Source organism: Diaphorobacter ruginosibacter, assembly GCF_014395975.1.
Classification (GTDB): domain Bacteria; phylum Pseudomonadota; class Gammaproteobacteria; order Burkholderiales; family Burkholderiaceae_C; genus Diaphorobacter_A; species Diaphorobacter_A ruginosibacter.
In genome coordinates, this window is record NZ_CP060714.1 from 1,997,833 (window position 1) to 2,010,876 (window position 13,044).

A 13,044-nucleotide genomic window follows, 5' to 3' on the forward strand; every position below is an offset into this window, starting at 1 on the left:
GTACAGTGATTCCGTCTGTCGGAAGCTGCGCGGTGTGTTGATATTTTTCATTCTATGGCTCGCAATTTCGTTTAACTCATCTGGAAACGATGCCTTGCTGAATTTAGTTGCCCCGAAATGCGTGCTTTAACGTCGTTGATTTCGTCGTCAAAATGCATGTGATTTGCGCGGAGATGCCGGTGTTTTGGGGGTGTTCGGGTGAGTGCTTTTATCAGGTGGGTATCTATCATTTAATTTCTGGCAACGTCGGTCAAAATGTCTTTTTGCCTCGCCGAGGAAGTGGCGAGAGTCATCGTCATCCCGCGATATCGCACTGATCTGCGCCGAATTGCGAGCTTCGCTATGCTGCCGCCTCGTCCCGGGCCTTTTCCAGCCGCCGCTGCCCGGCGCCGCTCCCTTTCCCTTTCATCCAACAAAGAAGACAAGTCCCGTGCCTGCCCTGATCGTTTCCCTATTGGTTCTCGTGCTCTGCCAGTTGCTGGGGGAGTGGCTTGTCCGAAGCCTCGGCATTCCCTTGCCCGGAGCACTGATCGGATTGGTGCTGCTCACCGTGGCACTCGTCGTGCTGGGGCGCGTACCTCAGGCTCTCGGCAAGGTGAGCGGCGGCTTGTTGCGCAACATGATGCTGCTGCTGGCGCCCGCCGTTGTCGGACTGATCGACAACATGGCACGCGTGCGTGAAGAGTGGTTGCCGTTCCTGGTGGCATGTGTGGCTGGTGCGCTGATCACCCTGGCCGTGACGGGGATCGTGCTGCAGCGTCTGCTCAGGACGGCTGCGCCGCATGCGGGAGAGCAGGCATGATCGCGGCCGACCTGATGGCCGTTCCTGCGCCGTTCTCAAGCTGGGCTTCGTTCGCGCTGGCCGCCGCGCTCTGGATTGCGGTGACCTGCCTGGCGTATTGGCTGGCGCTGCGATTGAGCCGGCGCATGAAGGGCAATCCGGTATTCGTGCCGGTCGCAACCACATCGCTCATGGTCATGGCTGTGCTGTGGATCAGCCAGACGCCGTATGCCGTCTACGCCCCCGCCACCAAGCCGTTGAACTGGTGGGTGGGGCCAGCAACGGTGGCGATCGCGATCCCGCTGTATGGCCAGCTCGAGCGGCTCAAGCGCATCTGGAAGCCGCTGCTGATCGCGCTGTTGATCGGCTCGGTGGTCGCGATGGCGTCCGCCATCGCCATCGCATGGGCTCTGGGCGGAAGCTGGCAGACCCTGATGTCGCTGATGCCCAAGTCGGCCACCATGCCGATCGCCATGCCCATGTCCGAGCGCTTCGGCGGCCTGCCTGCATTGGCGGCCGTGGCGGTGGTGATCACGGGGGTGTTCGGAACCGTGATATCGCACCCGCTGCTGCGCCTGCTGAAGGTGACCGATCCTGCGGCGCGCGGATTCGCCATCGGCCTTACCGCGCATGCCATCGGCATGGCGCGCGAGCTGCAGGTCAATCCCACGTCGGGCAGCTTTGCGGCGCTGGCCATGGGCCTGAACGCGATCGCGACGGCCGTGCTGATGCCGCTGGCGCTGGCCTGGGTCTGAGCTCCCCGGGGGCTCTCTTCCTGGAGGTTGCACGCGCGGGCCGCGAAAGCCCGACAATAGCGGGTTGATCTCTTCCCCGGGGCGGTACACGCCGCCCGTTCCTGTACATGTCCTTCCTAGCATCCGGCCTCGCCCCATCGCTGGCCCAGGCCGCACAATCCCGTGGCCTGATAGCGCCTACCGCCATCCAGCAACAGGCCATTCCTGTGGTGCTGCAGGGGCGCGACCTGCTGGCATCGGCGCCCACCGGCTCGGGCAAGACGGCGGCCTATGTGCTGCCGCTGCTGCAGGCGTGGATGCTCGGCGATGCAGCGGCACAGCGCGGCGGTGCCAAGGAGACCCAGGTACTCATCCTCGTGCCCACGCGCGAGCTGGCGGCGCAGGTGGCGGAACTGATCTACGAGGTCGGCGTGTCGCTCGGCAGGCGACCCAAGGTGGCCGTGCTCACGGGCGGCGTATCGATCAACCCGCAACTGATGGCGCTGCGTGGTGGCGCCGACGTGGTGATCGCCACGCCGGGGCGGCTGCTCGATGTGGTGGAGCACAGCCGGCTACGGTTCACGAGCCTGCGCACACTGGTGCTGGACGAGGCCGACCGGCTCATGGACCAGGGCTTTGCCGAGGAACTCGACAGGGTGCTCGCTTTGATTCCCGCAACTGCCGGGCGCCAGACGCTGCTGCTGTCGGCGACTTTCCCGCCCGCGGTTCAGTCGCTCGCGGCGAACCTGCTGCGTCCCGACCATGCACGTGTGGAAATCGCCGACACGCACCAGGAGGACGCGACCATCGAGCAGCGCGCCTATCTTCTCGATACCGACAAGCGCACAGCCTTGCTGCATGAACTGGTCAAGCAATACCCCGGCCAGCGCATGCTGGTGTTCGTTGCAAGCCGCTACAGCGCGGAGCATGTGGCCAACAAGCTGTATGACCGCAACATCAATGCCACGGCATTTCACGGCGACCTGAGCCAGGGCGCGCGCCGGCTGGTGCTGGAACAGTTCCAGAACAGCCAGTGGCAGGTGCTGATCACCACCGATCTGGCCGCGCGCGGCATCCACGTCGATGCGCTGCCGCTGGTCGTGAACTATGACCTGCCGCGCTCACCCACCGATTACACCCACCGCATCGGCCGCACGGGTCGTGCGGGCCTGAGCGGCGTGGCGATCAGCTTCGTCACGCCTGCCACCGAGGCGCACTGGCGGCTGATTGCCAAGCGCAACGCGCTCGACGTGCAGCTGCAGACGCTGCCGCAGTATCCCGTGACCGAGTCGGCACCCGAGCGCCAACCCCATGAGGATGGCAACAACGGCGGTGTGAAGGGCAAGCGCATGAGCAAGAAGGACAAGCTGCGCGCGGCGCGGGCGGCAGAGGAGGAGCAGGCGGAGGGCGGAGCACGGAAGGCCGAAGGTGATTCCAGCAAGGATTTCAGAACGCGGGGCCGTTGATGCCCTGACGTGGCGATGCCCCATGCAACGACAAAGGCCGGATTGCTCCGGCCTTTGTCATTTCTATACGGCGCTGCGCGTAGGGTGTCAGGCTGCTTCGGCGAGCTCGGCCTGTTCCTCGTTGGCGCTGCTTGCCTGCACGGCGCCTTCGATGTCCTTGACCGCGCTGGCCAGCCCTGCAGCCTTGGCTTCTGGGCCCATGCCGATGCCTTCGGCGCGCACGAAGCGCACGTCGGTGATGCCGAAGAAGCCGAACATCACCTTCAGGTAGCTTTCCTGGTGTTCCATGGCCTGGCCCTGCTCGCTGGTGGAGTAGAAGCCGCCGCGGGTCGAGGCGACGATCACCGTCTTGCCCTTGGCCAGGCCTTCAGGGCCGGATGCGGTGTAGCGGAAGGTGCGGCCGGGCTGGGCGAGGCGGTCGAGCCAGGCCTTGAGCTGCGTGGGAATGGTGAAGTTGTAGAACGGAGCACCGACCACGATCACGTCGGATGCCAGGAACTGGCTCACCAGGCGTTCCGAAACAGCGTTCTCGCGCAACTGGGCTTCGCTCAGGCCGTCTGTCTGGCCGGTGCGGGGCGCCAATGCGTCAGCCGTGAAGTGCGCGGGAGCATCGGTCAGCAGGTCGAGGCGGGCTACCTGGGTGCCAGGGTTGCGGGCCACCCAGGCGTCCACGATCTGACGGGTGAGCTGGCGCGAAACGGAGTGTTCGCCGGTGATGGAGGAGTCGATGTGAAGCAGTTGCATGGTCAATGTCCGGTTGAAATGAGGTCTGGGGTGGAGAGCTGCACTTCTGTGCTGCTCGATGGAATGAATTGTGATGGCGGAACGATCTTTTGATTAGATGGCAAAATTGCGATTGATTGTCCCGAATATCGAACTAATTAACCGGATGGACCACCATGCAAGACCTCAATGACATGCTGTACTTTGCCGAAATCGTGGAGCATGGCGGCTTCACTGCCGCGAGCAAGGCGCTGGGTATTCCGAAGTCCCGGCTGTCGCGCCGGATCACCGAACTGGAGGCGCAGCTCGGTGTGCGGCTGCTCCAGCGCACCACGCGCAAGCTCTCGCTGACGGAAGTGGGCGAGACCTATCTGCGCCACTGCCAGTCCATGCGAGACGAGGCCCAGGCAGCGGCCGATGCCGTTGCGCAGGTGCAGACAGTGCCGCGCGGCACCGTGCGCGTGACCTGTCCGGTCACCCTGGCGCAGACGGTGCTCGGCGAACTCATACCGACCTACATGGCGCGCTGCCCGGAGGTCCGGCTGGAGATGCGCGTGCTCAACCGGCCGATCAACCTGGTCGAGGAGGGTATCGACGTGGCCCTGCGCGTTCGCAATTCGCTCGAGGAAAGCGGCAGCATGGTGGTCAAGCGCCTCGGGGAAGGGCGCGTCAGGCTGGTGGCAAGCCCCGAGCTCCTGATCCGGCAGGGAACGCCTCGCGTGCCGCAGGATCTGGAGCGCCTGGACAGTCTGTCCATTTCGATCGACGAAGGTCGCACCACACTGCAGCTCTTCAACGATGAGGGCGAGGAGGCCGTGGTGCAACTGAAGCCGCGCTACGTGGTCGACGATCTTCAGATGGTCAAGTTCGCCGCGATTGGCGGCACGGGGTTCTGCTGGCTGCCCGACTATCTGTGCCACAAGGAGCTGCAGGACGGTCGCCTGGTCGAGTTGCTGCCAGGGTGGACCCAGCGCGGCGGCATCGTGCATGCGGTGTTTCCATCCCGCCGCGGCCTGCTGCCTGCGGTACGCAGCTTCCTGGACTTTCTCGGAGAGACCATACCCCAGCGCAGTCGGCTCTGAGCCTCTATCGCCCTGCAGGGCCCGCCAATCCTTCTATATTCCAAATTTCGATAAATTAACAAAAATATATTCGTTTGAGTTTTAAGTATGTGTCTCCACAATGTGTTCACCTTTAGAAACACCGAGACGTAGACATAATGATTTCGACCCGCTCACTCAAGACCCTGATTGCCGCCGTCGCCGTGGTGGCCGGCAGTGCCGTTTCCGCCCAGTCGTCCAATACGCTGCTCAACGTCTCCTACGACGTGGCGCGAGAGTTCTATAAGGACTACAACCAGGCCTTCATTGCTCACTACAAGAAGACCACCGGCAAGGACGTGAAGGTGGACCAGGCGCACGGCGGCTCCAGCGCCCAGGCTCGCGCCGTGAATGACGGCCTGGAAGCCGACGTGGTGACCTTCAACACCACCACCGACATCGATTTCCTGGCGGGCAACGGCGTGGTCGCGAAGGACTGGGCGAAGAAGTTCCCGAACGACGCGTCGCCCACCACCTCGACCATGCTGTTCCTGGTGCGCAATGGCAATCCCAAGAACATCAAGGATTGGGAAGACCTGATCCGCCCCGACGTGAAGGTCGTCGTGGTCAACCCGAAGACCGGCGGCAACGGCCGCTACGCCTATCTGGCTGCATGGGGCTATGTCCGCGAGAAGGGCGGCACCGACGCACAGGCCGCGGAATTCGTGGGCAAGCTGTTCAAGAACGTGCCTGTGCTGGGCAAGGGCGGCCGCGATGCGACCAGCATCTTCCTGCAACGCAACATCGGCGATGCGCTGATCACCTTCGAGTCGGAAGTTGTTTCCGTGGAACGTGAATTCGGCAAGGGCAAGGTCGATGCGATCCATCCGTCGGTGAGCATCGTGGCCGAAAACCCCGTGGCCGTGGTCGACCGCACCGTTGCGAAGAAGGGCACGCGCGAACTGGCGACCGAGTACCTGAACTATCTGTACTCGGACGAGGCCCAGGAGATCGCCGCAAAGCACGCTCTGCGCCCGCGCTCGGAAGCGGTGCTGAAGAAGCATGCCGACGTGTTCAAGCCGATCAAGCAGTTCACCGTGGCGAAGTACTTCGGCTCGCTGGGCGAGGCGCAGAAGGTGCACTTCAATGACGGCGGCCAGTTCGACAAGCTGTACACGCCCGGCAAGTAAGCCTGGCGGCATCCCGGGTCACCGCGCGCCACTTCCCTGAGCCAGCGGTGGCACACGGGTGCCACGGGGCGGCTCATGTGCGTGCTCCGCTGGCTCGGGCCGCGCGCATCGAACATTGACCATTACCCTGGGCCGCGCTCCCATTTCACACCAAGAAGACACCGATTTATGACTGCTGCGGCGCTGAACGCATCGCCCGGGGGAACCGCCACCCCGCGCGGGCCCAAACGTGTGCTGCCCGGGTTCGGGCTCACGCTGGGCTACACGCTTTTCTACCTGAGCATCATCGTGCTGATTCCCTTGGCCGCGCTGCTGTTCAGAACCTTCCAGATGACCTGGCCAGAGTTCTGGGAGGCCGTGGCCGCCCCGCGCGTGCTGGCGTCCTACCGGCTCACGTTCGGCGCCTCGTTCATCGCGGCCTGTGTGAACCTGGTGTTCGGCCTGCTCGTGGCATGGGTGCTGGTGCGCTATCAGTTTCCCGGCAAGAAGATCGTGGATGCGCTGGTCGATCTGCCATTTGCGCTGCCCACCGCCGTGGCCGGCATTTCGCTCACCGCGCTGCTCGCTGGCAATGGCTGGGTGGGGCAGTACCTCGAGCCGCTCGGCATCCAGCTGGCGTTCAATCCCAATGGCGTGGTGATCGCGCTGATCTTCATCGGGCTGCCGTTCGTGGTGCGCACGGTGCAGCCGGTGCTCGAGGATTCCGAAAAGGAACTCGAGGAGGCAGCGACCAGCCTGGGTGCAACGCGCTGGCAGATCTTCTACAAGGTGATCCTGCCGGGCATCACGCCCGCGCTGCTCACGGGCTTTGCGATGGCCTTCGCCCGCGCGATCGGTGAGTATGGCTCCGTCATCTTCATCGCGGGCAACATGCCCATGGTCTCGGAGATCACGCCGCTCATCATCATCGGCAAGCTCGAGCAATACGACTACCGGGGCGCGACCGCCGTGGCCGTGACCATGCTGTTCTTCTCCTTCATCATGCTGCTGGTCATCAACGGCCTGCAGGCTTGGCAGCGCAAGCGTCAGGGGGCACCGCTGTGAACGAATCGCATTATTTCCTGCTGACGGTCATTGGCGCGATGCTCGCGCTGGTTCTGGTGGCCTACCGCCTGACCGCACCGAAGAAGGGCGGCAAGCCCGAGAAGCTCACGACGACCGAGCCGCGTGCCGTGCGCTGGATCCTGATCGGCACCATGTTGGTGTTCCTGCTGCTGTTCCTCGTGCTGCCGCTCGCCGCGGTGTTCACCGAGGCGCTGCGCAAGGGCGTGGATGCCTACCTGGCCGGCCTGCGCGAACCCGATGCCTGGTCCGCGATCAAGCTCACGCTGATCACCGCGGTGATTGCCGTACCGTTGAACCTGGTGTTCGGCGTGGCCGCGGCCTGGTGCATTGCCAAGTTCGACTTCAAGGGCAAGGCGTTCCTGATCACGCTGATCGACCTGCCTTTCTCGATTTCACCCGTGGTGGTCGGCCTGATGTACGTGCTGGTGTTCGGTGCGCAGGGCTGGCTGGGCCCCTGGCTCGCCGCGCACGACATCAAGATCATCTTCGCCGTGCCGGGCATCGTGCTCGCCACGATCTTCGTGACCTTTCCGTTCATCGCCCGCGAGCTGATTCCGCTGATGCAGTCGCAGGGAAATGACGAAGAGCAGGCCGCGATCGTGCTGGGCGCGAGTGGCTGGCAGACTTTCTGGCACGTGACGCTGCCCAACATCAAGTGGGGCCTGCTGTACGGCGTGATCCTCTGCAACGCCCGGGCGATGGGCGAATTCGGCGCCGTGTCGGTGGTCTCGGGCCACATCCGGGGTCAGACCAACACGATTCCGCTGCACGTGGAAATTCTCTACAACGAGTACCAATCGGTGGCCGCATTTGCCGCTGCCTCGCTGCTGGCCCTGCTGGCACTGGTGACGCTGGTGATCAAGTCGGTGGCCGAGTGGCAGGCGGAAAAGCAGATGGAAGCCGCCGCCGCGATGCCGCCGGAACGCCCCACGACGGCCGGCTGATGAATTGACTTCCTCTCGCGCCGAGGCGCGGGAGGGAACAGGAAGGATTACAGAATGAGCATCGAAATTCGCAACGTCAGCAAGCAGTTCGGCGATTTCCAGGCATTGCGCGACGTCAACCTCGACATCAAGTCCGGCGAGCTCATCGCCTTGCTTGGTCCCTCGGGCTGCGGCAAGACCACGCTGCTGCGCATCATCGCGGGCCTGGAGACGGCCGATGTCGGCACCATCTCCTTCAGCGGCGAGGACACAACCGATGTGCACGTGCGTGATCGCAACGTGGGCTTCGTGTTCCAGCACTATGCGCTGTTCCGGCACATGACGGTCTTCGACAACGTCGCCTTCGGCCTGCGCGTGAAGCCGCGCAAGGAACGCCCGAGCGAGGCCCAGATCAAGGAGAAGGTGATGAACCTGCTCAAGCTGGTGCAGCTCGACTGGATCGCCGACCGCTATCCTTCCCAGCTCTCTGGCGGCCAGCGCCAGCGTATCGCCCTTGCGCGCGCGCTGGCGGTGGAGCCCAAGGTGCTGCTGCTTGACGAGCCGTTCGGTGCGCTGGATGCCAAGGTGCGCAAGGAGCTGCGCCGCTGGCTGCGCCGACTGCATGACGAGTTGCACGTCACCTCGATCTTCGTCACGCACGATCAGGAGGAGGCGCTCGAGGTGGCCGACCGCGTGGTGGTCATCAACAAGGGCAAGATCGAGCAGGAGGGCACGCCGCAGCAGGTCTGGGACAATCCCGCCAGCCCGTTCGTCTATGGCTTCCTGGGCGACGTGAACCTGTTCAAGGGCCGCGCAAGCGACGGCCGCGTGTACCTGGACGACGGCATGCAGCTCGACAGTGTCGATGCCGCCAATGCGAACGAGGCCAAGGCCTTTGCCTTCGTGCGCCCGCACGACCTGGACGTGGAGCGTTACTCGCCAGGCCAGGCGCTCGATGCGCAGGGCCGCCCGCGCGGTATCGTTGCACAATTGTCGCGGGCGATTGTCGTCGGACCGATTGCGCGGTTGGAACTTATCCCGGAATCCGATAACCAATCGGCGGACAATACGACCTCGGAATCGATCATCGAAGCGCAGATTCCGGCGCAGCAGTTTCGTGACCAGGGGCTGCGCGAGGGCGAGATGCTGGTGGTGACACCACGCCACGCCAAGGTTTTCCTGGACCAAGCTGCCGGTATCTGAGGCCACTTTCCCGCGACAAGCCGGAAGCTGGCCACGGAAGGCCGGTTTCCAAAGGACAAAAAGTGGTTTTCAACTGGATTTCGCGGGCTCCGCGTCAGGTTCTCGGGCTCATCAGCCTGGCATGTATCGCCATGCTGGCATTCGGCATGTATCTGCAGCACGTCGTGGGGCTCGAGCCATGCCCGATGTGCATCGTGCAGCGCTATGCGCTCATTCTCGTGGCCGTCTTCGCCGGCATCGGTGCGATGCGCTCCGGCCCCGGCTGGTGGAAGACCTGGAGCTTCCTGGCACTGCTGATGGCCGGCTTCGGAGCCTTCGTGGCCGCACGCCAGAGCTTTCTTCAGTGGTACCCGCCGGAGTTCGCCACCTGCGGTCGCGACTTCTACGGGATGATCGAGAACTATCCGATCAGCCGCTCCATTCCGATGATCTTCCGTGGATCGGGTGACTGCACCGCCATCGACTGGACTTTCCTGGGCGGCTCCATCGCCAACTGGTCCTTCGTGTGCTTTGCGATCATCGCCATCGCACTGCTCGTGGCGCTGGTGCGCGGCGGCAGGCGTTGAAGCTTGTTCGATGAGTCGAATCAAGGCTCCCCGGCATGTGCGGGGGCTATGTGTTGGCGGGACCGAAGAATGAACGACATGAACATGCAGCGGCGCCAGTGGCTGTCGCTGGGCCTGCTGGGCGCCGCAGGTGTTTCGCTGACCGGTTGCGGTACGGTGAAGCAGTTCACGGGCCTCGGGGATGGCGACGCGAAGGCGAAGGGCCACTCCTTCGAGCAGCGGCTTGCCGAACTGGAGGCGCGAAGCGGTGGCCGCCTCGGCCTGTCGGTGCAGATACTGGGCAGCGAGCGCACGTTGAGCCGTCGCGAGGACGAGGCTTTTCCCATGTGCAGCACGTTCAAGCTGCTGCTGGCGGCCCGCATCCTGCACCTGTCCCAGTTGGGCGAGTTTCCGCTGGAACAGGCGCTGCTCTACGAGAAGCGCGACCTGGTGCCCTATTCACCCGTCACCGAAAAATTCGCGGACGCCCAGGGCATGACGGTGCGCGAACTCTGCGAAGCCGCCGTGGTGGCAAGCGACAACACCGCTGCCAACCTGCTGCTCAACCTCCAGGGCGGTCCGGCGGGCCTGACCCGCTGGCTGCGCATGAGCGGCGATATGAAGACGCGGCTCGATCGCATCGAACCCGACCTGAACACCGCGATCATCGGCGATCCGCGCGACACCACCACGCCGCGTGCCATGGCACGCACCACGCTTTCGCTGCTGACGGATGCCAAGGGTGAGTTGGCACCCGAAAGCCAAAAGCAGCTCCAGGACTGGCTGCTTGCCAGCCGTACCGGCGACAAACGCCTGCGTGCAGGCATGCCCGGAGAATGGACGGTGGGAGGCAAGACCGGCTCCGGCGATAACGGCACGGCCAATGAGGTCAGTGTGGTCTGGGCGGGGAAGGATGCGGCGCCGATGCTGGTGAGCGCATTCCTGACCGGAGCGATGAAGGTCGACTCCGACGGCCGCGATGCCGTGCTGGCGGATGTGGGCCGCGTGGTGGCCGACTGGTACCGGAGCGGCAAGGCTTCCTAGGCATTAACGGTGGGAGGCGTGACGGCACGCGGCCGTCTTGTCACAGCATTAGACCGCAGGGCGCGTGGACTGAGCCGAGCCATCGAATACCGTTGGCCCGGTGGTTCCGGGAACCCATACCGGGTAGGTCTCCATCACCTCGGCGTACAGCGCCGAGTCCATCCAGCGTTGCAGCCAGGCCTGCAAGTGTGGCCATGGCTTGCGGGCCCAGGCGTCCTTGTCGATGTGCGCGAACTGGCGCACGAAAGGACGCAGGGCCATGTCGGCCAGGCCCGGGTTGACACCCAGGAGATAGCCCGTGGCCGCGAGCTGTTCGTCGAGGGAGCCCAGCCACTCGTCTGCGATCCGCGCGGCTTCCGCGACTTCATCGCTGCCATGGCGATCGGGGTACTTGCTGCGGTCGAGCGCCGGCTTGAAATGCCGGTCGTTGCGCTCGATGAGTGCAAGCATGGCCTGCTGCGTACCATCAGTCGGTTGCAGCCAACCATCGGCGTCACGGCCCTGCAATGCGTGCAGCATGATGTCCAGGCTTTGCTCGATGACGCGGCCATCGGCCAGCACCAGAACGGGAACGGTCGCCTTGGGCGAGACCTGCAACAGGGACTGCGGCTTGTCGCGCAGCTTGATTTCCCGAAGCTCGCAGGCGAAGCCGCTATAGGCGAGTGCGAGTCTGGCGCGTATCGCGTAGGGGCAGCGGCGGAAAGAATAGAGAACAGGCAGGGCGGACGTCATGCACTGATTGTCCGCCAGTATCGATACACCCGGGCCGTCCGGCTCACGATGCTCTTCAAGGAAGGCAACTGCCGAAGGCGGGCGTCGAGCGGAGGCCGGGAGTGGTCAGGCGACCGCCACCACGCCGATTTCCACGGTGAACGCAGGACGCGCCAATGCCGACTCCACGCAGGCACGCGCCGGTGCGTGGCCTGCTGGAACCCATGCATCCCACACGGAATTCATCTGCTCGAACGTCGTGTGATCGGCCAGCCAGATCGTGGCCTGCACGATCTTGGTCTTGTCCGTTCCGGACTCGGCGAGCAGTGCATCGATCTTGTCGAGGATTTCCCGGGTCTGGCCGGCGACGTCCTTGGCGGTGTCGGTGGCAACCTGGCCGGCGAGGAACACGAAGCCGTTGGCGATGACGGCCTGGCTCATGCGGGTGTTGGTGTGAAGGCGTTTGATGGTCATGAATTTTCCTTTAAGAAAAAAATAGATCTTACAACGCCCGGTCCGGCCTGTCGAAGAATGCCGTGCCGCGGTATGTGAGCGCGATGCTCATTCCGTCCTGGCGAGCGATGGTGGCTTCATCTTCAGGGCGGGTGCGGTGCTTGGGGTAGGGGGCTGAGAGGCCTCCCAGCCCTGGTCCTGCAGGAAGAACTTGGCCACCATCTCCTTGGTGATCTGCACGGCCCGCTTCAGGCTCAGGTCGATGTGCTCGGACAGGGCTTCCAGCGCCTCGGCCGTCTTGCGTGCGCGGATCAGCTCGACAAGCCGGGCGTGCGCGTCGAATGCGCGCGCATTCCAGTCGGACTGCTCCAGATCGATGTGGCGCGCCACGTGGATCCGCCGTGTGACCTGTTCGAGGAATTGGCACAGTTCGCGGTTGTGCGACAGCGCGGTGAGGCGGCGGTGGAACTCCTCGTCGGTGAGCAGATGTTCGGCGCTGGACATGTTCGCGCTGTTGTCCATCACCTCTTTCCAGTAGTCCGCCAGCGACTCGATCTCGGCGTCACTGGCATGGGTGACCGCCAGATAGACGGCGCGCCGCTCGAGCGCGATGCGCACCTGGTAGAGGTTGAACAGTTCCTCCACGCTGATGGCCTTGCGGAAGAAGCCCTTGTTCATCACGAAGTCCAGGAAGCCTTCCGCCACGAGGCGATTCAATGCCTCGCGCAGCGGCGGACGGCTGATGCCGAACTCGCGGCCCAGCGCCTGTTCGTTGATGCGCGCGCCGGGGCGAAAGTCGTAACGCATCGCTCGCTCGCGCAACTCCACATACAGCCGCTCCACGCTGCTTTCATCCCGCGTCTGCGGTACGTGTTCTGCTTTGGGTTTCTTCTTGGTTGCCATAGGTGCGTGGGCGTTGTTGGAGAGGGGTTGCCTGCGGACGGATCCCTCGGGCCGTTCGTCTGAAAATCCGCGCCGCAACGCTTCATGGAACGGCTGCCGATTCTAGTTGCGGAGAACCCCGAGATTCCCGCAATTTCCCGGGATCATGTCACGTACCGGATCTTCGCACAAACTGTCTTGTAATGTTATTGACTAATGTCGTCATAAGTGTCTACACTTTGATGGAGGCAGGCTTGAAGAAGAATGCAAGCGCGTCAGGGAGC

The 13,044-nt window shown here is 63.7% G+C and carries 14 protein-coding genes; 10 read left to right on the plus strand and 4 right to left on the minus strand.

Features of this window, described 5'->3' with window-relative positions; all coding sequences use genetic code 11:
- Window positions 1–430 precede the first annotated feature (430 nt).
- The 3 genes from H9K76_RS09140 to H9K76_RS09150 all read left to right on the plus strand — a co-directional run bounded on the left by H9K76_RS09140 (window position 431) and on the right by H9K76_RS09150 (window position 2,981).
- Window positions 431–802, plus strand: coding sequence for a CidA/LrgA family protein (locus H9K76_RS09140; RefSeq protein WP_343066331.1), 372 nt, complete (start codon window positions 431–433; stop codon window positions 800–802).
- Window positions 799–1,536, plus strand: coding sequence for an LrgB family protein (locus H9K76_RS09145; protein ID WP_246475419.1), 738 nt, complete (start codon window positions 799–801; stop codon window positions 1,534–1,536). Before H9K76_RS09140 ends, H9K76_RS09145 begins: the two co-directional genes overlap by 4 nt.
- A 107-nt stretch (window positions 1,537–1,643) precedes the next feature.
- Window positions 1,644–2,981 carry a DEAD/DEAH box helicase gene (locus H9K76_RS09150; protein WP_187599738.1) on the plus strand — a complete coding sequence of 446 codons (1,338 nt, stop codon included), beginning with the start codon at window positions 1,644–1,646 and terminating at the stop codon, window positions 2,979–2,981.
- A gap of 87 nt (window positions 2,982–3,068) precedes the next feature.
- Here the strand turns inward: H9K76_RS09150 and H9K76_RS09155 are convergent, their stop codons facing one another.
- Complete coding sequence (locus tag H9K76_RS09155) at window positions 3,069–3,725, minus strand: FMN-dependent NADH-azoreductase (RefSeq protein ID WP_187599740.1); 657 nt, start codon at window positions 3,723–3,725, stop codon at window positions 3,069–3,071.
- Window positions 3,726–3,880: 155 nt separating this feature from the next.
- On the opposite strand from H9K76_RS09155, the gene H9K76_RS09160 reads away from it, so the two are divergent.
- The 7 genes from H9K76_RS09160 (at window position 3,881) to bla (ending at window position 10,714) form a co-directional block, all read left to right on the plus strand.
- Window positions 3,881–4,786 carry a LysR family transcriptional regulator gene (locus tag H9K76_RS09160; protein WP_187599742.1) on the plus strand — a complete coding sequence of 302 codons (906 nt, stop codon included), beginning with the start codon at window positions 3,881–3,883 and terminating at the stop codon, window positions 4,784–4,786.
- A gap of 137 nt (window positions 4,787–4,923) precedes the next feature.
- Entirely contained in the window at window positions 4,924–5,934 is a 1,011-nt protein-coding gene (locus H9K76_RS09165; protein ID WP_187599743.1) for a sulfate ABC transporter substrate-binding protein, read from the plus strand.
- Window positions 5,935–6,102: 168 nt separating this feature from the next.
- Window positions 6,103–6,978 (plus strand): sulfate ABC transporter permease subunit CysT, encoded by an 876-nt coding sequence (gene cysT, locus H9K76_RS09170; RefSeq protein WP_187599745.1) that lies wholly within the window; start codon window positions 6,103–6,105, stop codon window positions 6,976–6,978.
- Window positions 6,979–7,016: 38 nt separating this feature from the next.
- Window positions 7,017–7,943 carry a sulfate ABC transporter permease subunit CysW gene (gene cysW / locus H9K76_RS09175; RefSeq protein WP_246475505.1) on the plus strand — a complete coding sequence of 309 codons (927 nt, stop codon included), beginning with the start codon at window positions 7,017–7,019 and terminating at the stop codon, window positions 7,941–7,943.
- Between the two features lie 54 nt (window positions 7,944–7,997).
- Window positions 7,998–9,125 carry a sulfate/molybdate ABC transporter ATP-binding protein gene (locus tag H9K76_RS09180; protein ID WP_187599747.1) on the plus strand — a complete coding sequence of 376 codons (1,128 nt, stop codon included), beginning with the start codon at window positions 7,998–8,000 and terminating at the stop codon, window positions 9,123–9,125.
- Window positions 9,126–9,187: 62 nt separating this feature from the next.
- Window positions 9,188–9,691 carry a disulfide bond formation protein B gene (locus H9K76_RS09185; RefSeq protein ID WP_187599749.1) on the plus strand — a complete coding sequence of 168 codons (504 nt, stop codon included), beginning with the start codon at window positions 9,188–9,190 and terminating at the stop codon, window positions 9,689–9,691.
- 69 nt (window positions 9,692–9,760) lie between these two features.
- Window positions 9,761–10,714: a class A beta-lactamase gene (gene bla, locus H9K76_RS09190; protein WP_246475420.1), complete on the plus strand. Its 954-nt coding sequence runs from the start codon at window positions 9,761–9,763 to the stop codon at window positions 10,712–10,714.
- A 48-nt stretch (window positions 10,715–10,762) separates the two neighbouring features.
- On the opposite strand, the gene H9K76_RS09195 is transcribed toward bla, so the two are convergent.
- From H9K76_RS09195 to H9K76_RS09205, 3 genes are all read right to left on the minus strand, one after another.
- Entirely contained in the window at window positions 10,763–11,446 is a 684-nt protein-coding gene (locus H9K76_RS09195) for a glutathione S-transferase (protein ID WP_187599751.1), read from the minus strand.
- A gap of 105 nt (window positions 11,447–11,551) precedes the next feature.
- A complete protein-coding gene (locus tag H9K76_RS09200; protein ID WP_187599753.1) occupies window positions 11,552–11,899 on the minus strand; it encodes a RidA family protein in 348 nt (115 codons plus the stop codon).
- An 87-nt stretch (window positions 11,900–11,986) separates the two neighbouring features.
- The gene (locus H9K76_RS09205) at window positions 11,987–12,781 is read right to left on the minus strand and encodes a GntR family transcriptional regulator (RefSeq protein ID WP_187599755.1); all 795 of its coding nucleotides are present in this window, start codon (window positions 12,779–12,781) and stop codon (window positions 11,987–11,989) included.
- Window positions 12,782–13,044: the final 263 nt, after the last annotated feature.